This is a genomic window from Sphingomonas sp. P4_D12, assembly GCF_056401895.1.
In genome coordinates this window covers 1-19,702 of record NZ_JBFUIL010000003.1, presented here as the reverse complement: position 1 = coordinate 19,702, position 19,702 = coordinate 1, and the positions used below count along the sequence as shown (strand labels likewise).

The window sequence follows — 19,702 nt, the reverse complement described above, 5'->3', positions numbered from 1 at the left end:
TCTCCCGCAAGCGGGAGAGGGTATGAATAAAGAAAAAGGCCGGGGATTGCGCCCCGGCCTTTTCGTTTCAGTCCGATCGCCCAGCCTATTTCGGCATGACGATGGTCGGTCCGATATTGGCGATCACCGACTTGGCATCGAATGCGCGGACATTGCCCGCAGGCTTGGGGCCCTTGCCCATCACGATCTCGGCAATGGCCTCGTATTTTTCGACCGTATTCACATCGATATTGCGGTCGAAGAAGGGATCACCCCAGAACGGGTCCCAGCTCCGCCAGCCGAAGCCGCGGCCATAATAGCGCCAGCGCGGGCCCCATAGCCCGCCGCCATAGGGACCGCCGAAGTCGTTGACATAGGTCCGCGTCTTCTTGTCGGTGTCGCGATCGGCCATGACGAAATAGTCATAACCCTGCTGCTCGGTCAGTTCCGCGGCACGGAACAACAGGTAGCGCTCGACCGTATCGCGCGAGGTCATGGTATTGCCTGAGAAGGTAACCTGGAAGCGGTTCGCCTCGATCTGGCGATCGCTATAGCCTTCGCGCGAGAAGCCGGCGCCGGTCGCCGGGCGGTAGGTGGTTTCGGTCATGCAGCCTGCGAGCATCAACGATGTCGCGGCGACTGCGCCCATCAGGGCAACGCGACCTAAGGAAGACGTCATTTTCAAATCTCCGTTCACCGGGAGGAAGCAACGCTCCATCCTACCCCGCCCTCTTGGAACGCAGAATGAACGGATTTTGCTCCATATGCCAGCGGCGTAACGATCGGTTGGTCGCATCTCCTTTGATCGGCTGACGGAATGAACCTGCAGGAAGGTGTTCGAGCCTTTGCCAATCGCAGTGGCAGTTTCGGATCGGCGTCAGGATAAGATGTATTATAACATACGATAATGCATTGATCTCCGCAACGCATCCCGATACGCGCGGCGGGTCGGAGGGACCGACGGCAACGATCGGTGCAATCTCGTGCAAAGGTTCTTACGTCTGGCCTGTGGCGTGATCGCTCTTGTCGTACCGGCGGCGGCGAGAGCCGACGACACGCCGTCGGCCGATTTGCGTTACACGACCGACATCGTTGGCGTGGCCGCCGGCGGCGAACGGCGCGGCGTGCGCTGGATGGGGCGGCTGGACCTCGATCTCGATAGTGGTACCGATCTGTTCGGGGTAGCAGGCGCGCGTGCCCATGCTGATATCTTCCTTCTCCATGGCGGCGGCTTTTCGGCACGCGATGCCGGCGATGCCCAGGTCGTCAGCAATATCGATGCGCCTTATGCCATCCGTCCGTTCGAAGCCTGGGTCGAAGCGCCGTTGGGCGCCAGCGTCAGGGCCAAAGCCGGGCTGATCGACCTCAACAGCGAATTCGACGTGCAGTCGGTCGGGGCGTTGTTCCTCAACAGCTCGTTCGGCATCGCGCCCGATTATTCGCAATCCGGACTGAACGGCCCGTCGATCTTTCCGGTGACGTCGCCGGGCGTGGTCGTCGCGATCGAACGGCCGCGCTGGACGATCCGCGCTGCAATGTTCGACGCGCTGCCGGGAGACCCGGGCCACCCGCATCGGACGTTCCCTGGCCCGTTTGGTCGCAGCGGAGCGTTGCTGTCGGCCGAAGGGGAGGTGAAGATCGGTGGCGGTGGCGAACTGCAGCTGGGCGCCTGGTATTATACCGATCGATTCGCGCGGCTCGATGGCACCGGCCGCGGGCGAAGCGCGGGCGGCTATGTGCAGTATGAGCAGGTCCTTGCCGGCGATGAGAAGACCGGGGCGCTCAAGGGATGGCTTCGGGCCGGACGTGCGGCGGCCGAGGTCAACCAGATCGGTGTCTATGTCGGGGGAGGATTCTCCTGGGGAACCGACGATCGGTCGTACGGCATCGCGGTCGCCCACGCTCGGTTGGGCGATCCGGCCCTGCGTGCGTTCGCCGCCGAGTTTACGCCGCGGCGGCGTGCCGAGACCACGATCGAAGTCACCGCGACTCGTCGGTTGAGCAAGTGGCTACAGGTGCAGCCCGACGTGCAATATGTCCGCCATCCGAGCTGGGGCGCTGCCGCCGACGCGCTGGTTTTGGGATTGCGCCTGCATTTCGCGGTCAAGTGAACCGCTTCGTGGCGCGTAACGAGGCTTACCTACCGCCAGCTCGGGCGGCGATCTGGCGCGCCTCGGCAAATTGCCAGCACAATAAGGTCGGCAGACCGATTGCCACGTCCCGCGCGCGCTTGGCGAGCGACAGCGCGAGCGCGCTTTCAGGCGGCAGACCGAATAATGGCGCAGCCAGCGCATAGGCGACTTCCTGCACCCCCAGCGCTCCGGGAATGAAGAAGGCGACGCTGCGCAGGGTGAAAATCAGGCTTTCGAGCGACAGCACGTCCCATAGCGAGATCCGCGCGCCCATCAGGTGAAGCGCCAGCCAGCCACCGAGACCGCTCGCCACCCAGGCGGCGAGGTTGAAGCCGAAGGCAATCGCCACCCGGTCTCGCCGGAGATAGATTCGCGTGAGTTCGGCCCGGATATCGCCGAAGGCGACTTGCGACCCCGGAATGAAGCGCTCCCCGATGCGCCCGGTAATGTCGAGCGCCGAGCGTTGCGCGACGAAGAAGAACAGGATGATCACGACCATGATCGCGGTCCCGCCGAGAATGGCGGGGCGCAGCGATACCGCCGTGCCATCGCCGATCAGCAGCGACGCCATCAGCGCCAGCCCGAACAACGTGTAGACCAATTGCGCGGCCATTTCGGTCGTCAGGTCCACGACCAGCGATCCATAGACGCGCGGAGTGGGAATACCGGCGACCGTGAGTGAGCGCGCGGCGACCACGATACCGCCGAGTTGCGAGAAGGGCAGCAGGTCAGACACCGCCTCGCGCAGCATTCTTGCCCAGGTGAATCGGCCGATCCGTGCGGTCCGCTCGCCGGGCGCGGCGGCGAGCCACGCGGCACCAAGCAGCAGGAACGTCCCGAGCGACCAGCTGCAGAACAGCAGGAAGCCGCCCAGCCCGAGCCGGCGCGCCACGGCGGCGATATCGGCGAACCCGGTGGCGCCGAACGTCCAGATCGTGACAATCAGTCCCGCGATGGTGGCCAGCAGCAAGCCGGCGCTGGCGGAAATCTTCAGGCGGTGTCTCCCGCCGGGCGGGGCGCGCGCACGAATTTCAGCGCGAGGCGGATCATCGCCGGCACGAAGCGCGGACGGATCAGCCGTGAATCATACCCCGCCAACCGCCGGTCGTTCTCCGCCAGGCAGATCCGCGCCAGTTCGGCAAAGCTGACCTCGACGCCCAGCTCCTTCGAGCCATTGAGCGTGAAGTTGTTCTCCTGCGCCTTGCTATTATCCCCCATGCCCTTGGCCATATCGATCCGTTCCCAGATCAGGAAGAGCCAAACGACAATGACCTTGGCCTCGAAATAGGGCCGCCGCCACCACGGCATGTTACGCCGCCACCAGGCGACCCAGTTGACGAAGAACAGGATGTGCCGCCCTTCCTCGCGCATCACCGGCTCGAACGTGTCGATCAGTTCGGGCGGGAAGAAGCCGGTATCCTTGGCGAGCTTGAACAGGCCGAAGCCGAAGAAACTGTCGATACATTCCGAATAGCCCGAGCGCATGAATGCCCATTCCGCGTCCTTGGGCTTGCGGTAATCCGGCTCGGGCCGCAGCTCGATGCCGTAGGATTGGACCATGTCGGCGAGCACGACCTTGTGCCGGCGCTCCTCGAACGCGTCCATCTGGACTGCCGCTTTCAACAGCGGATCCTCGACCGTCTCGCTGAACGTCTTGACGAACAGGCCGGTGCGACCCTCGGTCTGCACCGCCATGTCCCAGATCGGCAGCGAGACGATCTTCTCGCGCGTCTCCGGCTCGAGCTCGGGCCAGTCGATCAGCGCGGGCCGATAGGGATCGTGCGTATCCAGGATCATGCGGCTGAACAGCATCAGATGGTCGGGAGAGCCGAGCCGCACCGGACCGGTGGGCAGTGGCGCGTCGGTGTCGAACTCCCCCCAATCGGGCACGAGGTTCATCGGTCGGTCTTTCAGGCAAAATCGGCGAAATGGCCGAGGGCGACGCGCTCGCGCGTCAGGATGGTCTTGGCAAGCGGGTCGACTAATGCAGCCAACTCGCCGCGATAATCATAGCTGGGCGCCGATCCGGGATAGGCGCCGGTCGCCGGATGGGTGTAGATCTCAGTCAGGCCGTCGGGCAGCAGTTCCAGGATGCCGCGCACCCTGTCGCCGGTCATCGCGCCCGACCAGGCCAGCCCGAACACCTGATCGGGAACGAGTATCCCTGCACGCCGCAAGCGTGCGCGAACCAGGCGTGCCCAGATCGTCTCGATGCGAGGACCGGAAGCGGTTCCATCGACCTGCGCCAGTAGCCGGCGAGGCTCGATCGGCGCCCTGGCCGCGCGCATGCCGTAACGCTTCCCGATCTTCAGGATGGCGCCGGCGATCGTCGGATGGAGGTGGAAATGCTTGTGCGCGTTGACATGGTCGAGCGTCAGCCCGGTCGCGGCGAAGGCAGCGAATTGCGCCTCCACCTCGGCAGCCAGTTGCCGCCGCGCGGCGGGAGAGGCGAAGATGGTGACGCCGGCTCGCGCCATGTCGGTGCGGAAATTGCCCGTGCCATCGACCAGCGCTGGAAGGCGATCGGCCGGCAGTACCGGCCGTCCCTCGACCAGCACGATATGCAGTCCGACGCCCAGGGTCGGAAGCGCGCGCGCACGCGCCACGGCATCGGCCGCCGCCTTGCCCGCCACCATCAGCGAGGCCGCGGTCAGGATGCCGTCGCGATGCGCCTGTTCGACCGCGTCATTGACTTCGGGCGAGGCGCCGAAATCGTCGGCGGTGACGATCAGCCGTTTCACGTCGCTTATGCGGCTTCCTTGCGGCGGCGCAGGAAGTCGAAGAACTCGACGCCTTCGCGCAGGCGGCGCTTCATCATGTCGAAATCGCGAACCATTTCCCACACGATCGACCCGATCTTGGACGGGCGGAAGTAGAAGCGTTTGTAGAATTCCTCGACCTTGTCGAAGATCACGGTCGACGGCAGATGCGGATAGCTCAGCTGCGCGATCTGGTTGCCGCCATCGGTCAGCAGATGGTCGGTGCCGTCGAACCAGCCATTCTCGGTCGCTTGCTTGAACAGAAACGTCCCCGGATAGGGCGCGGCGAGCGACACCTGGATGGTGTGCGGGTTGATTTCCTTGGCATAATTGATCGTCTCTTCGATCGTTTCTTCGGTTTCGCCGGGGAGGCCGAGGATGAAGGTGCCGTGGATCACGATGCCGAGCTCGTGACAGTCCTTGGTGAATTGCCGCGCGACATCGGTGCGCAGGCCCTTCTTGATATTGTGCAGAATCTGCTGGTTGCCGCTCTCATAGCCGACCAGCAGCAGCCGGCAGCCGCCGGCCTTCATCGCTTCGAGCGTCTCCCTCGGCACATTGGCCTTGGCGTTGCAGCTCCACGAGACGCGGAAGCCCGGCTTGCCGAAACCGAGTTCGCCGAGCGCCCGCGACAGCTCCTCGATCCGCGGGGCGTTGTCGGTCAGCGTGTCGTCGTCGAAGAAGATCTCCTTGACCTCGGGCATCGCCTCCAGGACGTATTTCACTTCCTCGATGACATGGCCGATCGATCGGGTGCGGTAATTGTGGCCGCCGACGGTCTGCGGCCACAGGCAGAAAGTGCAGCGGCTCTTGCACCCACGGCCGGTGTAGAACGACACATACGGGTGCTTCAGATAGCCGCCGAAATATTTCTCGATCTGGAGATCGCGCTTGTAGATCGGTGAGACGAACGGCAGCGAGTCCATGTCCTCGATTACCGCGCGATCCTTGTTGTGGACGATCGTGCCGTCGGCATCGCGATACGAAATGCCGTGGACCTCGCTGAGCGGTATTCCCTTGGCGATATCGAGGATCGTGAAGTCGAATTCGTTGCGGCACACGAAGTCGACCGCCGTGGATGCCTCCAGCGACGTCTGGGTCTCGACCGCGACCTTGGCACCGATCAGGCCGATCAGCGCTTTCGGGTTGCGCGCGCGGATCAGCTCGGCGGTGTGGACGTCCTGGCGGAACGACGGCGTCGAGGTGTGAAGGATGATGAGGTCCTTGTCGTCGACCTCATGCTTGATGTCGTCCCAGCCGAGATCATGCGCCGGCGCGTCGATCAGCTTCGACCCTTCGATCAGCGCGGCCGGCTGGGCGAGCCAGGTCGGATACCAGAAGGAGCGCACCTCGCGTTTCATCTGATAACGGGCGCCGGCACCTCCGTCATAACCGTCGAACGAAGGGGCCTGAAGAAACAGCGAGCGCATCATCGGAAAGGTAACTCCGGTTCGGCCGAGATCCGGCCACGTTGTGCCATTCTAAGTGTTGCGCCGCGCCAATCAACCGATCGCACCGTCAGGCTGGCGATAAATACCGTCAATGTGAGGCAATCGCGCAGCGGCAGGAGCCATAATGGCGCGGTCCGAGCGCCGCCGCGCCGGTCCGCCACGATGGCGGTGGCAAGACGCGCAAGCAAAGCGAGGCCGGCGAGGGCAAGGCCTGGCAGGGGGTGAACGGGGATCGCGAGCAGCGCCAGTGGGAATGGAATGGCGATCACGCCCATCGCATAAGCGACCGGCACCACGTCCCGCACCGTCGCGCCCCAGCGCAGTTCGTGCCGCCACAGCTCCCCGAAACTGCGTTCCGCCGACGCATGAGTGACCAGCATTGCCGGCATTGCGACTTTAAGGCCCAGCGCCGCGACCGCCTCGCCGATCGCATAATCGTCGGCCAGTACGTCGGCGAACGCCGCGAATCCGCCGATCGCCACCAAGGTTTCGCGCCGCATTGCGATGGTCGATCCCATGCATGGCCGCGCTAGCCCGTGTACGGCCCCGAAAACCACGCCGGGCAGGAATTGCCAGCTCAGCCCGGCGGCGGCGATCCTCGACCAGAAACCGGCATCGCCGCGTCCGTTATAGGCGATCGTCACCGCGCCCGTCTTGGGCGCATCGAGCGCCGCGAGCAGGCGTGACAGATAATCGGGTCCTACCGCCATGTCGCTGTCGCTCAGCACCACGACATCGTGCGCGATATGCGGTTCGAGATTGATCAGATTGGCGATCTTGCCGTTGGCGCCACGCGCCGTCGGATCGACGATCAAGTCGATCCGAGCCTCAGGAAAGCGCGCGCGAAGCGTCTCGACCGCGGCAATCGCGGGATCGTCGGCGCGCTGGACGCCGCACAGCAACTGAATCGGTCCGTCATGATCCTGCGCCAGGAAACTGGCGAGATTGTCGACCAGGTGCGGTTCGGCGCCGTGCAGGGGCTTCAGGATCGTCACTGCGTCATCACGGCGCCCCGCCGCAGCCCCAGGCGACAGAAAGCTGCGCAGCGTTATCGCGGCCGCAACCATATAGGCCGAGCCGATCAGGCTCAGCCCCAGCACTGCCCATGTCAGTCCAGCGATGATCGCGATCGGGACGCTTGCCATGCCTGCTCCTCTATCCGGAGCTGCAGGTCCTGTGTAGAGCGCGCACGTGGGTCAGTCCGACGCATCTTCTCCACTCGTTCTCGTCACCGGCGTTTCCGGCTTTGTCGGCTCGGCCGTGGCGCGCGCGCTGGCGGTGCGCGGCGCTCGGGTGCGCGGCCTGATCCGCGGATCGAGCCCGCGCGCGAACCTCACTGATTTTCCGGGCGAGCTTGTCGAGGGCGACTTGCGCGATGCCGAAGCCGTCGCACAGGCGATGGCCGGGGTGCGCCATCTCTTCCATGTCGCCGCCGATTATCGCCTCTGGGCACCAGATCCGGAGGAGATCGTCCGCAACAACGCAACGACGACGCGGATCGTGATGGAGGCGGCGCTCGCTGCCGGGGTCGAGCGCATTGTCTATACGTCGAGCGTCGCCACGCTGAAGCCGCGCGACGACGCGCCCGCGGACGAAAGCCGCGCGGCGACGCCGGACCAGGCGGTCGGCGCCTATAAGCGGAGCAAGGTCGTGGCCGAGCGGCTGGTCGAGGAGATGGTCGCCGACCGCGGCCTGCCCGCGGTGATCGTTCAGCCCACCACTCCGATCGGTCCGCGTGACGTCAAGCCTACGCCGACCGGGCGCATCATCGTCGAGGCGGCGAACGGCAGGATGCCGGCATTCGTCGATTCCGGGCTCAACCTCGTCCATGTCGATGACGTCGCCGCCGGGCATTTGCTCGCGTTCGACAACGGACGGGTCGGCGAGCGCTACATTCTGGGCGGGCAGGATGTGATGCTGGGCGACATGCTTGCCGAGATCGCCGCGATCGTCGGCCGCAAGGCTCCCACGATTCGCATCCCGCGCGCACCGCTTTTTCCGTTTGCCTGGGTGAACGAGCAGATCGCGCGGGTCACTGGTGGCGATCCGTTCCTCAACAGGGATTCGCTCAGGATGGCGAAGCACTGGATGTTCTTCACGTCGGCCAAGGCGGAGGCCGAGCTCGGCTATCGCGCGCGGCCGCACCGCGAGGCGCTGGGCGATGCGATCGCCTGGTTCCGCGACGCAGGGATGGTGCGGTGATCTGGACTTTCGTTGCCGGGCTGTCGCTGGCGATCTGGCTGGTGCTGATCCTTGCCCGGCACGGTTTCTGGCTGGCGCGCGAGCGCGACACGCGCGACGTGCCGGCCGATCCCATGCACTGGCCGGACGTGGTGGCGGTGGTACCCGCGCGAGACGAGGCTGATGTGATCGCGCGCTCGATCGGCAGCCTTGCCGGGCAGGATTATCCGGGACGCTTCCGCATCATCCTGATGGACGATTCGTCGAGCGACGGCACCGCCGATATCGCCCGCGCGCTGGGATCCGATCGGGTCGAGGTGGTGCGCGGTCTACCGCTCGCTCCGGGCTGGACCGGCAAATTATGGGCGGTCTCGCAAGGTGTCGAGCGTGCCGGGAGCGCGCCCACCTGGCTGTGGCTCACCGACGCCGATATCGACCATGCGCCGGACACGTTGCGAACGCTCGTCGCGCGCGGGGAGGCGGGTGCACTGACCCTGGTCAGCCTGATGGCTCGGTTGCGCTGCGACAGCATCGCCGAACGGATGCTGATCCCGGCCTTCGTGTTCTTCTTCCAGCTGCTCTACCCGTTCGGGCTGGTCAATCGCGCCGGCGGGATCGGGGGAGCCGCCGGCGGGTGCATGCTGGTGCGGCGCGAGGCGTTGGAGGCGGCGGGGGGTATCGCGGCGATTCGCGATGCACTGATCGACGATTGCACGCTGGGCGCGTTGCTCAAGCGACAGGGGCGTATCTGGCTCGGCCTCACCGACCGGTCGCGGAGCATCAGGCCGTATGACGGCTTCGGCGCGGTGGCGGCGATGATCTCGCGCTCGGCTTATGCCCAGCTGCGCTATTCGCCGTTGCTGCTCGCGGGCACTCTGTTGGGCCTGGCGCTCGTCTATGCCGCGCCGCCATTGCTCGCGATCTTCGGCCAGGGTTTCGCGCGGTTCGCCGGGAGCGCCGCCTGGGCGCTGATGGCGATCGCCTTTCAGCCGATGCTCGCTTTCTATCGCCGCTCGCCGCTCTGGGGCGTAGCGCTGCCGTTGATCGCGGCTTTCTACGCTGGCTGCACCTTGCTATCGGCCTGGCAGCACATGCGCGGTCGTGGCGGCATGTGGAAAGGTCGGGCGCAGGCAGCGGCGGGGCGATGACAGACGTAACCGACCTTGCTTCGGGCAAGAATCACACCGACGAGAATTTTCCGGTGGCGAGCTTCCTGCTGCGCCCCGAACATCGCGCGCCGGTCATGGCCTATTACCGCTTCGCCCGGGCCGCGGACGACATTTCCGACAATGCGCAGGCCTCGCCCGAGACTAAGCTCGACTTGCTCGCCCAAATGCGCGCCGGGCTGGACGGAAAGGGCGCGCCAGAGGCGATGGCGCTGGCCGAGGTGATGGCCGCGCGGCGGATCGATCCGGTCCATGCCCATGACCTGCTCGATGCGTTCGTCCGCGACGTGACAGTCACCCGCTACCGCAACTGGGGCGAGCTGATCGGCTATTGCCGGCTCTCGGCGATGCCGGTCGGGCGCTATGTCCTCGACGTGCACGGCGAAAGCCGCGAGACTTGGCCCGCCAACGACGCTTTGTGCGCCGCGCTGCAGGTGATCAACCATCTCCAGGATTGCGCCAAGGATTATCGCGAGCTCGACCGAGTCTATATCCCGCTCGATACCGGGTTGCGGGTCGAGGATCTCGGCGGCACACGTACCACGCCGGCGCTGCGGGCGATCCTCACCGATCTCGTCGGGCGCACGCGGCAACTGCTCGATTCGTCCGCCGGATTCGCCGCGCTGATCCGTGATCGGCGGCTGGCGGCGGAAGTGGCGGCGATCCACCGGCTGGCACTTAGCCTGTGCGATCGACTGGAGCAGCGCGATCCGCTGAGCGAGCGCGTCCATCACGGCAAGGTCGAAGCGGGCTGGATCGCGCTCGGCGCGGCGCTTCCCGTGCTCTTCAGGCGCGCGGCATGAGCGACGCCGCCACCACCGCGCCGGCGACACAGGCTGCCGGCAGCTCCTTCTACGCCGGCATGCGCTTGCTGCCCAAGGCCGAGCGCGAGGCGATGTACGCGATTTACGGCTTCTGCCGCGTGGTCGACGATATCGCTGACGATCAGGGGGGAGAGCGGGAAGGGCGCGCGGTGGCGCTCGACCGCTGGCGCCGCGACTTGGACTCGCTCTATGCCGGGGACGATCCGGGGCAGGCGAGGTTGGTGGCGGAGGCGGTACGTCGATTCGACCTGGACCGCACCGATTTCGAGGCAGTGATCGACGGCATGGCGATGGATGTGGCTCGCGATATTCGCTGGCCGGCCATGGCGGAGCTCGACCTTTATTGTGACCGGGTTGCCTCGGCGGTGGGCCGGCTGTCGGTGCGCGTGTTCGGCATGCCGCGCGAGCCCGGTCTCGAACTCGCGCACCATCTCGGCCGCGCGCTCCAGCTCACCAATATCCTGCGCGATATCGATGAAGATGCCGAGATCGGCCGGGTCTATCTCCCCGCCGAGGCGCTGACCGGGGCCGGGATCGCGCTGACCACACCGGTCGAGGTCGCCGCCGATCCGCGCATCGACCAAGCGGTCCGCCCGCTGGTGGCGCGTGCGCACGATCATTATCGCGCCGCCAATGCCATTCTCGCGGCGCGGCCCGCAGGGCATCTGATCGCGCCGCGGCTGATGGAAGCGGTCTATTCGAAGCTGCTCAAGCGCATGGAAGTTACCGGCTGGGCGCCGCCGCGCCGGCGGGTGAAAGTCGGCAAGCCGGCCTTGCTGTGGACGGTGGCGCGGCTGCTGGTGACGCGGTGACCTTCGCGCGAGCGACGATAGCGGGGGCCGGTCTCGCCGGGCTGTCGGCGGCGGTGCGGCTGGTCGAAGCGGGATTGACCGTGCGCATCGCCGATTCGGCTGCCCAGGCGGGTGGGCGATGCCGCTCCTATCACGACCCGCAACTGGGTCTCACGATCGACAATGGCAACCACCTAGTGCTGGCGGGGAACAGGTCGGTCGCGGCGTTCCGCGCGACTATCGGGGCGGCCACACCGCTTGCCGGGCCCGATCACGCTGATTTCGCGTTCGCCGATCTCGCCAGCGACGAGCGCTGGACGATCCGGATGAACGACGGGGTGCTGCCGTGGTGGGTGCTGTCGAAGCGGCGGCGCGTGCCGGGAACGGGGGTGATGGACTATCTCAGGCTCGCCGGGTTGCTGACAGGCGCTCCTGCGGACGCAGTCGGCGACCGGATCGATGCGACCGGACTGGTGTGGGACAAGCTGATGGCGCCGGTGCTGCTCGCGGTGCTCAATACCCTGCCTGAAACCGGCTCGACCCGGCTGACCGCGACAGTCCTCCGCGAATCGCTGTTGCGCGGCGGCAAGGCGACCTTGCCGCGCATCGCCGAACCGAGCCTTGGGGCGGCGTTCATCAATCCAGCCTTGGCCTGGCTCGCCGCTCGCAACACACCGTTCACGCCAAGCAGGCGGCTTCGCGCGATCGAAACGCTCGGCGATCGCGCAACCGCGCTGGACTGGGGCGCCGGGCCCGAACCCGTGGCCGATGACGAAGTCGTGATCCTCGCCGTGCCGCCCTGGGTCGCGACCGCGCTGCTGCCGGAGATTTCGGCGCCCGACGCCTTCCACGCGATCGTCAACGGCCACTTCGCGATGACGCCGCCGGAAGGTGCGCCGACGATGCTTGGTGTGCTCGGCGGCACCGCAGAATGGCTGTTCGCTTTTCCCGACCGGATCTCGGTGACGGTCAGCGCGGCCGACGCGATCGTCGATCTCGACCGCGAGGATGTGGCACAGCGTTTCTGGGCAGATATCCAGAGCGCCTATCGCTTCACGGCGCCGATGCCAAAGTGGCAGATCGTAAAGGAAAAGCGCGCCACCTTCGCCGCAACGCCCGTACAGGACGCCAAGCGTCCCCCGGCTGCGACACGCTGGCGCAACCTGTTCCTGGCCGGCGATTGGACCAATACCGGCCTTCCCGCGACGATCGAAGGCGCGCTGCGGTCAGGCGAGACCGCCGCACGCTTGGCGATTGGCGCTCGGACGCGCTAACGGATCGGCATGGCCACCAAGCTTCAGTCAGCCGATCCGCTTGCGGCGATCGATAGGGCGGTGGATCGCGCCGCTGCCGCATTGACCGCCGCACAACGCCCCGATGGCCATTGGGTGTTCGAGCTCGAGGCGGACTGCACCATCCCGGCCGAATATGTGCTGCTGCGCCACTATCTCGGCGAACCGGTCGACGAAGTGCTGGAAGCGAAGATCGGCCGCTATCTGCGCCGCATCCAGTCGCCGGCGCATGACGGCTGGGGCCTGTTTCATGCCGGCGGATTCGACGTCAGCGCCAGCGTGAAGGCCTATTACGCGCTCAAGATGATCGGCGACGATCCACAGGCGCAGCACATGGTGCGCGCGCGGACGGCGATCCTGGCGGCGGGCGGGGCTGCGGCGGTGAACGTATTCACTCGCATCCAGCTCGCCTTGTTCGATGCCAGCCCCTGGTCGACCGTGCCGACCATGCCGCCAGAGCTGATCCTGCTGCCCCGCTGGTTCCCGATCCATCTGTCCAAGATGAGCTATTGGGCGCGTACCGTGGTGGTGCCGCTGCTCGTGCTGTGTGCGCTCAAACCCGTTGCGCGCAACGCCAAGGGCATCAAGGTCGACGAGCTCTATACTGGCGAGGCGGTACGCGCCGGGACCAAGGCGGCTGATCCCAAATGGCTGTGGACCAAGGGCTTCAATGCGCTCGACCGGTTGCTCAAGGCCGGCGACGGGCTGTGGCCGACCAAGCTCCGGCAGCGCGCGATCCGGACCTGCGAGGCCTGGGTAGTCGAACGGCTCAACGGTGAGGACGGGCTCGGCGCGATCTATCCGGCGATGGCGAACAGCGTGATGGTGTTCGACCTGCTCGGCTATGCAGAGGACCATCCGGCTCGCGTCATCGCCCGGCAATCGGTCGAGAATTTGCTCGTGATCAAGGAGGACGAGGCCTATTGCCAGCCCTGCGTGTCGCCGGTGTGGGACACAGCACTCGCGGCACATGCGATGCTGGAGGCGGGGGGCGAGGCCAATATCGCCAGCGCTGACGCCGCGCTCGATTGGCTCAAGCCGCGCCAAGTGCTCGACGTGGCGGGGGATTGGGCGGAGGAACGGCCCGGCGTGCGCCCGGGCGGCTGGGCCTTCCAATATAATAATGCGCACTATCCCGACCTCGATGATACCGCGGTGGTGGTGATGGCAATGGATCGCGCCGGGACGGCCGACCGGATGCCGATCGACCGCGGGGTCGAATGGACGGTCGGACTGCAGTCGAAGAATGGCGGCTGGGGCGCGTTCGACGCCGACAATGCCTACGAGTATCTCAACAACCTGCCATTTGCCGACCATGGCGCGCTGCTCGATCCGCCGACCGCGGACGTCTCCGCGCGCTGCGTGTCGATGCTCGCGCAGCTGGGCGAGCGGCCGGACAGCCCGCGTATGGCGGCGGCGATCGACTATCTTCGCCGCGAACAGGAACCCGAGGGCAGCTGGTTCGGTCGCTGGGGGGTCAATTACATCTATGGCACCTGGTCCGTGTTGTGCGCGCTGAACGCGGCAGGGTTCGATCAGGGAGATCCGATGGTCGCGGGCGCTGCCGCGTGGCTCGAGACGATCCAGAATCCCGATGGCGGCTGGGGAGAGGATTGCAATAGCTATGATCTCGATCGCACCGGCCATGTTCCGGCTCCCTCGACCGCGTCGCAAACCGCCTGGGCGTTGCTAGGGCTGATGGCGGCGGGCGAGGTCGACAGCCAGGCGGTGGCACGCGGGATCGACTGGCTGGCCGCTAACCAGGATCCCGACGGACTGTGGGGCCAGGAATATTATACCGGCGGCGGGTTTCCGCGGGTCTTCTATCTCCGCTATCACGGCTATCCGAAATATTTCCCGTTCTGGGCGATGGCGCGCTACCGCAACCTCAAGCGCTCGAACACCAAGCGTGTCACGGTCGGCATGTGACCTTGATCATCGCCTGCGGGCTCAAGCGCGAGGCGCGGATTTTCAACCGCCCCGGACGCGATCTCGTCGTCGTCACCGGCGGCGGCGTTGCGGCGACGCTCGAGCGCGATCTCGACGATAAAGCCGCGCTTTTTCCCGGCATCATCCTGTCATGCGGCATCGCCGGCGCGCTCGCCCCGTCGCTGCGACCCGGCGATGTCGTGATCGACGGCAATGTGGTTGTGGTTGAACGGCTGGGGCAGGCGCTGCCGTATGCTCATCGCGGCGGGATTGTGGGGAACGACGCGATCACCGCAACCGCGGCGGAAAAACGCCTCCTGCACGAGCGGACCGGCGCGATTGCGGTCGACATGGAGAGCCACGTCGCCGCGCGCGTGGCGGTGCGCAAGGGCCTGCCGTTCGCCGCGTTGCGGGTGATTTCGGATCGTGCCGAAGACGATCTCCCGCCCGCTGCGTTGGTCGGGATGCGGCCGGACGGCGGGATGGCACTGGGCGCGGTTCTCGTCTCGCTCGCGCGCGATCCGCGGCAGCTGTCGGCGTTGATCCGTACCGGGCGCCAGGCCGATCAGGCGTTTCGCAGCCTGGCGCAGGCATTCGATGCGATTATCGGGGCCGGGATAGACCGACTCGGGCTGCCGGCCCGTTAAGGCCGGCAAACGGGATCACGCAGCGCGCTGGACCCGTTTGAAGCCTTCGGGATCGGCCGCCTTGATCTTCGCTAGTTCCAGTTCGACATGCGAGGAATAGACATCCTCGGCAGGCCGCGCGGTCGTCAGGTCGACGTCGGGCGCCATCGGGCCTTCGGTCTTGACGCCGTTGCGGCCGACCTTGAACATCTTGAGCGGATGGCGGATCGCGTCGGTCGCGGCGGTGCCTTCGAAACCGCAATGCGTCATGCAGTTCGAGCATTTCTCATATTTGCCGACGCCGTATTTTTCCCAGTCGGTACCTTCCATCAATTCCTTGAAGGTCGCGACATAGCCCTCGCCGAGCAGGTAACACGGCTTCTGCCAGCCGAAGATCGTCCGTAACGGCATCGACCAGGGTGTGCATTCGTAAGTCTGGTTGCCGGCGAGGAAATCGAGGAACAGCGGCGAGTTGGTGAAGGTCCAGTCCTTGCCGCCATTGCCGCGGGCGAACACGTCGCGGAAGAATTTCTTGGTCCGCTCGCGGTTGAGGAAATGCTCCTGGTCGGCGGCACGCTCATAGGCATAGCCGGGCGAGATCGTGATCTCGACGCCGAGCGATTCCATCTCATCAAAGAAGGTCGCCAGCCGCTCGGCATCGGCGCCGTCGAACACGGTGCAATTGACCTGCACGCGGAAGCCCTTGCTCTTGGCCAGCTTGATCGCCTCGATCGCGATTTCGTAGGTGCCGTCGAGATCGACGGCATGATCGTGCATCTGCTTGTCACCATCGAGATGGATCGACCAGGTGAAAAAGGGCGACGGTTCGTATTCGTCGATCTTCTTCTTGAGCAGCAGCGCGTTGGTGCACAGGATCACCAGTTTCTTCTTGGCGATATAGCCCTTGACGATCCGCGCCATGTCCTTGTGCAGCAGCGGCTCGCCGCCGGCGATCGAGACGGCCGGCGCGCCGCATTCGTCGATCGCTTCCATGCATTGTTCGTACGACATGCGCTGGTTGAGGATGGGATCGGGATAATCGATCTTGCCGCAGCCGGGGCAGGCCAGGTTGCAGCGGAATAGCGGCTCGAGCATCAGCACCAGCGGATATTTCCCGCCCTTGATATGCTGCTTCAGCGTATAGGCGCCGATCCGCGCGATCTGGGAAAGCGGTAAGGTCATCGGGAAATCCTATTCGGCAGCCGCGCGGGTGACGTTGCGCAATTGGGGAGGAAGCGTGAATTCCACATCTTCGGTGACGCCATCCAGCTGTTTCACCGAAACCGGGCGGACCGAAGCAATGGCGGCGATCACGCTTTCGATCAACTCGTCGGGTGCCGACGCGCCGGCAGTGATGCCGACTGTCGCCACGCCGTCGAACCATGCCGGATCGACGCCGCCGCCATCGTCGACCAGATAGCTCGGCACGCCCATTTCGTCGCCTATTTCGCGCAACCGGCTCGAATTCGAACTGTTGCGCGCGCCGACCACGATCAGCAGGTCGCTTTGCCGGGCGAGATCGCGAACTGCGGTCTGCCGGTTCTGGGTGGCGTAGCAGATGTCGGCGACGTCAGGACCCTGGACGTCGTCGAAACGCTGGTTGAGCGCCGCGATCACGCCACGCGTATCGTCGACGCTGAGGGTGGTCTGCGTGATATAGGCGATCGGCGTATCCGTCGCGAGCGGCAGGGAGGCGACGTCGTCGGTGGTCGAGACGAGATGAATCGGCGCGTCGACCTGGCCCATCGTACCGATCACCTCGGCATGGCCGGCATGGCCGATCAGCACGAGCGTTCGCCCCGCTTTGGCATAACGACGACCCTGGACATGGACCTTGGTGACGAGCGGGCAGGTCGCATCGAGCACCGGCAAGCCGCGCGCGACGGCAGCCTCCTGGACCGATCGCGGGACGCCATGCGCGCTGAAGACGGTCGGCGCCTCAGGCGGAATTTCATCGAGTTCGTCCACGAAAATCGCGCCCTTGCCGCGTAATCGATCGACGACATGGCGATTGTGAACGATCTCATGCCGGACATAGACCGGGGCACCATAGAGATCGAGTGCGCGCTCGACGATCTCGATCGCGCGGACTACGCCCGCGCAGAAACCGCGTGGATTTGCCAGCAGAACGTTGATCGAAGGCGAAGAAGGATCGGTCATCTGGTCCTGCATGCAATTCCGTCTTTCGAAATGCCGCGACCCAGCACTGGGCCCTGGGGGCACAGATAGTCGTTCACCCCCGGTTGCAAAAGACGCAATATTGCAACGCGGCAAAGAGTTTGCGTTCGACAAGGGTGGACGCCCTCACGCTGGGCGGGGTATTGCCCGGCGGCCGATCAGGAGTGTTTTGATGCGTATCACTGTCTCCTCCGCCGTGTTGCTGGCGCTTGCGATTCCCGTTCCTGCGTTCGCCCAGACCGATCCCGCGCGCACTACGGTGCAGGCGCTCGACGATGGCCTGATCGCGATCATGAAGGCGAAGGGGGCGGTAAAGAGCCGTTCGGCGGCGATCGGCCCAGTGATCGACCGCGCGTTCGACCTGCCGCTGATGACGCGACTCGCGGTGGGCTCGGGCTGGACGACGACTGCGCCGGCCGATCAGCAGGCGCTGGTCGCCGCCTTTCGACGGATGACTATCGCCCAATATGCCACCAATTTCGACAGCTGGTCGGGTGAGCGGTTTGCGATCGCACCGCAGATCGAGGCACGGGGCGGCGACAAGCTGGTCCGCACGACGCTGACCACGCCGGGCAAGGCCGATATCCCGATCAGCTATCGCCTGCGCGCGAGCGGCGGCACCTGGAAGATTATCGACGTCTTCTACCGCAATTCGATCAGTCAGATTGCGACGCGACGGTCCGATTTCGCGACCGTTCTGGCCAAGGGGGGGGCCAAGGCGTTGATCGCCCATCTCGATAGCTTGGCGGCGAAGGGCGATTTTTGACGATCTCGCTTGTCCTCCCGGCAGTGGCGCTGATCGCCGCCCCGGCCCAAGAGCAAACGGCACCGCCGCCGGCACCTCCGGTCGTCGCGCCGGCGCCCGTCGCTGGGTCGGCTCCTATCGTTGCCCCGGCGCCGCCCGTCGCCGACTCGCCGGCGGCAAGCCCTTCCGCGCCGATTCCCGAGTTTGCGGACCCGCTGTTCGATCCCGAAACCGCCGCTCCGGCCGCCATGGGCGAGACGCCGTTTCGGGCAACCGCGGTCGACCCCAATCGCGGTGATCCGCTGGAAGGATTCAACCGCGCGATGTTCGGGCTCCATCAGGCGCTCGACAAGTCGATCTACCGGCCGGTCGCAATGGGCTATCAGCATATCGTACCCAAACCGGTGCGATCGGGATTGCGCAACTTCTTCGGTAACCTGACCGAGCCGGTCGTGTTCCTGAATTACCTGCTCCAGTTCAAGTTCGGCAAGGCGGCGGAGACGCTGGCGCGGTTCACGATCAATTCGACCCTGGGTGTCGGTGGCCTCTTCGACATCGCGAAGACGAAGGATTTCAACCTTCCACATCGCAACAACAGCTTTGGCGATACGCTGGCTTATTACGGCGTCGGGCCCGGACCCTATCTGTTTCTGCCGCTGATGGGCCCGACCACGTTGCGCGATGTGCTGGGTGGGCCGTTGGACGGGGCCGTCCTGCCGCTCGCGGTCGGCAAGCCGTTCAGCGACTGGCGCTATCAGCTTTCCAGCGGGGCGATCACCGGACTCGATCTGCGCGCCGAATCCGACCCCGAATTGCGCGCATTGTTCGGCGGCGCCGTGGACCCGTACGCCACCTTGCGGTCGGTCTGGCTGCAGAATCGCGCGGCCGAGGTCGCCGGTCTGCGGCACCACCGGGTTGACGTGCAGAGCCCGTCGGAACTCGATGACCCTTTACGTGATCCCGGTGGGCCGGTCGCGTCTCCGCCCGAGTCGAACGCGCGGGAATTGCAGGACCCGATGGCCGACCCCGCCGCGCCGGCACCCGCAGAAATGCCACATTGATTTCTTCTAATGCTCATCAACATCCCGCGGTTTTCCGAAGAGATGGTCGTTGTCCGCACGATTGTTTCGCGGCGCTGTTGGGTTAAGTTGGGCGCAGGAGCCGATACCAGATGACCATTTCCTTCGAGACGCCGCTGCTCGACACTGTTTCGACGCCGGCGGATCTTCGCAACCTGAAGCCCGAGCAATTGCGGCAATTGGCGGACGAACTGCGCGCGGAGACGATCTCGGCGGTGGGGACGACCGGCGGCCATCTCGGCTCGGGGCTGGGCGTGGTCGAACTGACGACCGCGATCCATTATGTGTTCGACACGCCTGACGACCGGCTGATCTGGGACGTCGGGCACCAATGCTATCCGCACAAGATCCTGACTGGACGGCGCGACCGCATCCGCACGCTTCGCCAGGGCGGCGGCCTGTCGGGCTTCACCAAGCGCAGCGAGAGCGAATACGACCCGTTCGGCGCGGCGCATAGCTCGACCTCGATCTCGGCGGCCCTGGGGTTCGCCATCGCCAACAAGCTGGCGGGGAGACCCGGCAAGGCGATCGCGGTGATCGGCGACGGCGCGATGTCGGCGGGCATGGCGT

19 protein-coding genes are annotated in these 19,702 nt (G+C 65.5%); 11 read left to right on the top strand and 8 right to left on the bottom strand.

What is annotated here, in order from left to right:
• Positions 1–85 precede the first annotated feature (85 nt).
• Positions 86–658 (bottom strand): CC0125/CC1285 family lipoprotein, encoded by a 573-nt coding sequence (locus AC1DSD_RS06020; RefSeq protein ID WP_478029044.1) that lies wholly within the window; start codon positions 656–658, stop codon positions 86–88.
• Between the two features lie 334 nt (positions 659–992).
• On the opposite strand from AC1DSD_RS06020, the gene AC1DSD_RS06015 reads away from it, so the two are divergent.
• The gene (locus AC1DSD_RS06015; protein ID WP_478029043.1) at positions 993–2,090 is read left to right on the top strand and encodes a carbohydrate porin; all 1,098 of its coding nucleotides are present in this window, start codon (positions 993–995) and stop codon (positions 2,088–2,090) included.
• A 25-nt stretch (positions 2,091–2,115) separates the two neighbouring features.
• Here AC1DSD_RS06015 and AC1DSD_RS06010 read toward each other — a convergent pair whose 3' ends face one another.
• The 5 genes from AC1DSD_RS06010 to hpnI are packed head-to-tail and all read right to left on the bottom strand — an operon-like array spanning position 2,116 to position 7,466.
• Positions 2,116–3,081 carry a lysylphosphatidylglycerol synthase domain-containing protein gene (locus AC1DSD_RS06010; RefSeq protein WP_478029042.1) on the bottom strand — a complete coding sequence of 322 codons (966 nt, stop codon included), beginning with the start codon at positions 3,079–3,081 and terminating at the stop codon, positions 2,116–2,118.
• A 20-nt stretch (positions 3,082–3,101) separates the two neighbouring features.
• Complete coding sequence (locus AC1DSD_RS06005) at positions 3,102–4,010, bottom strand: ferritin-like domain-containing protein (protein WP_478029041.1); 909 nt, start codon at positions 4,008–4,010, stop codon at positions 3,102–3,104.
• 11 nt (positions 4,011–4,021) lie between these two features.
• Positions 4,022–4,852, bottom strand: coding sequence for a hopanoid biosynthesis-associated protein HpnK (hpnK, locus tag AC1DSD_RS06000; RefSeq protein WP_478029040.1), 831 nt, complete (start codon positions 4,850–4,852; stop codon positions 4,022–4,024).
• Between the two features lie 5 nt (positions 4,853–4,857).
• Positions 4,858–6,303 carry a hopanoid biosynthesis associated radical SAM protein HpnJ gene (hpnJ, locus tag AC1DSD_RS05995; RefSeq protein WP_478029039.1) on the bottom strand — a complete coding sequence of 482 codons (1,446 nt, stop codon included), beginning with the start codon at positions 6,301–6,303 and terminating at the stop codon, positions 4,858–4,860.
• Positions 6,300–7,466, bottom strand: a complete 1,167-nt coding sequence (gene hpnI, locus AC1DSD_RS05990) for a bacteriohopanetetrol glucosamine biosynthesis glycosyltransferase HpnI (protein WP_478029038.1) — start codon at positions 7,464–7,466, stop codon at positions 6,300–6,302. Before hpnI ends, hpnJ begins: the two co-directional genes overlap by 4 nt.
• Positions 7,467–7,512: 46 nt before the next feature.
• On the opposite strand from hpnI, the gene hpnA reads away from it, so the two are divergent.
• Genes hpnA through AC1DSD_RS05955 form a run of 7 tightly spaced genes read left to right on the top strand, consistent with a single transcriptional unit; the run spans position 7,513 to position 15,151 of the window.
• Positions 7,513–8,523, top strand: a complete 1,011-nt coding sequence (gene hpnA / locus AC1DSD_RS05985) for a hopanoid-associated sugar epimerase (protein WP_478029037.1) — start codon at positions 7,513–7,515, stop codon at positions 8,521–8,523.
• Entirely contained in the window at positions 8,520–9,650 is a 1,131-nt protein-coding gene (locus AC1DSD_RS05980) for a glycosyltransferase (RefSeq protein ID WP_478029036.1), read from the top strand. The genes hpnA and AC1DSD_RS05980 overlap by 4 nt, the downstream gene beginning before the upstream one ends.
• Positions 9,647–10,471, top strand: coding sequence for a squalene synthase HpnC (gene hpnC, locus AC1DSD_RS05975; protein WP_478029035.1), 825 nt, complete (start codon positions 9,647–9,649; stop codon positions 10,469–10,471). Before AC1DSD_RS05980 ends, hpnC begins: the two co-directional genes overlap by 4 nt.
• Positions 10,468–11,304: a presqualene diphosphate synthase HpnD gene (gene hpnD, locus AC1DSD_RS05970; protein ID WP_478029034.1), complete on the top strand. Its 837-nt coding sequence runs from the start codon at positions 10,468–10,470 to the stop codon at positions 11,302–11,304. Before hpnC ends, hpnD begins: the two co-directional genes overlap by 4 nt.
• Complete coding sequence (gene hpnE, locus AC1DSD_RS05965; protein WP_478029033.1) at positions 11,301–12,557, top strand: hydroxysqualene dehydroxylase HpnE; 1,257 nt, start codon at positions 11,301–11,303, stop codon at positions 12,555–12,557. The genes hpnD and hpnE overlap by 4 nt, the downstream gene beginning before the upstream one ends.
• A gap of 9 nt (positions 12,558–12,566) precedes the next feature.
• Positions 12,567–14,504 (top strand): squalene--hopene cyclase, encoded by a 1,938-nt coding sequence (gene shc, locus AC1DSD_RS05960; protein WP_478029032.1) that lies wholly within the window; start codon positions 12,567–12,569, stop codon positions 14,502–14,504.
• Positions 14,501–15,151, top strand: a complete 651-nt coding sequence (locus AC1DSD_RS05955) for a phosphorylase family protein (RefSeq protein ID WP_478029031.1) — start codon at positions 14,501–14,503, stop codon at positions 15,149–15,151. The genes shc and AC1DSD_RS05955 overlap by 4 nt, the downstream gene beginning before the upstream one ends.
• 15 nt (positions 15,152–15,166) lie before the next feature.
• On the opposite strand, the gene hpnH is transcribed toward AC1DSD_RS05955, so the two are convergent.
• On the bottom strand, positions 15,167–16,312 hold the full coding sequence (gene hpnH / locus AC1DSD_RS05950) for an adenosyl-hopene transferase HpnH (RefSeq protein WP_478029030.1): 1,146 nt from the start codon (positions 16,310–16,312) through the stop codon (positions 15,167–15,169).
• A 9-nt stretch (positions 16,313–16,321) separates the two neighbouring features.
• Positions 16,322–17,290, bottom strand: coding sequence for a 4-hydroxy-3-methylbut-2-enyl diphosphate reductase (ispH, locus tag AC1DSD_RS05945; protein ID WP_478029029.1), 969 nt, complete (start codon positions 17,288–17,290; stop codon positions 16,322–16,324).
• A gap of 190 nt (positions 17,291–17,480) precedes the next feature.
• Between ispH and AC1DSD_RS05940 the strand changes: the two genes are divergently transcribed.
• The 3 genes from AC1DSD_RS05940 to AC1DSD_RS05930 all read left to right on the top strand — a co-directional run.
• The gene (locus AC1DSD_RS05940; protein ID WP_478029028.1) at positions 17,481–18,074 is read left to right on the top strand and encodes an ABC transporter substrate-binding protein; all 594 of its coding nucleotides are present in this window, start codon (positions 17,481–17,483) and stop codon (positions 18,072–18,074) included.
• On the top strand, positions 18,071–19,114 hold the full coding sequence (locus AC1DSD_RS05935; RefSeq protein ID WP_478029027.1) for an MlaA family lipoprotein: 1,044 nt from the start codon (positions 18,071–18,073) through the stop codon (positions 19,112–19,114). The genes AC1DSD_RS05940 and AC1DSD_RS05935 overlap by 4 nt, the downstream gene beginning before the upstream one ends.
• 110 nt (positions 19,115–19,224) lie before the next feature.
• A partial coding sequence (locus AC1DSD_RS05930; RefSeq protein ID WP_478029026.1) for a 1-deoxy-D-xylulose-5-phosphate synthase N-terminal domain-containing protein occupies positions 19,225–19,702 on the top strand: 478 nt, incomplete at its 3' end.

Bases quoted from the DNA above. Each gene is read 5' to 3' on its own strand.
- AC1DSD_RS06020 (WP_478029044.1), bottom strand. From the start codon at position 658: ATGACGTCTTCCTTAGGTCGCGTTGCCCTGATGGGCGCAGTCGCCGCG.
- AC1DSD_RS06005 (WP_478029041.1), bottom strand. From the start codon at position 4,010: ATGAACCTCGTGCCCGATTGGGGGGAGTTCGACACCGACGCGCCACTG.
- hpnJ (WP_478029039.1), bottom strand. From the start codon at position 6,303: ATGATGCGCTCGCTGTTTCTTCAGGCCCCTTCGTTCGACGGTTATGAC.
- hpnI (WP_478029038.1), bottom strand. From the start codon at position 7,466: ATGGCAAGCGTCCCGATCGCGATCATCGCTGGACTGACATGGGCAGTG.
- hpnC (WP_478029035.1), top strand. From the start codon at position 9,647: ATGACAGACGTAACCGACCTTGCTTCGGGCAAGAATCACACCGACGAG.
- hpnD (WP_478029034.1), top strand. From the start codon at position 10,468: ATGAGCGACGCCGCCACCACCGCGCCGGCGACACAGGCTGCCGGCAGC.
- shc (WP_478029032.1), top strand. From the start codon at position 12,567: ATGGCCACCAAGCTTCAGTCAGCCGATCCGCTTGCGGCGATCGATAGG.
- hpnH (WP_478029030.1), bottom strand. From the start codon at position 16,312: ATGACCTTACCGCTTTCCCAGATCGCGCGGATCGGCGCCTATACGCTG.
- ispH (WP_478029029.1), bottom strand. From the start codon at position 17,290: ATGACCGATCCTTCTTCGCCTTCGATCAACGTTCTGCTGGCAAATCCA.
- AC1DSD_RS05940 (WP_478029028.1), top strand. From the start codon at position 17,481: ATGCGTATCACTGTCTCCTCCGCCGTGTTGCTGGCGCTTGCGATTCCC.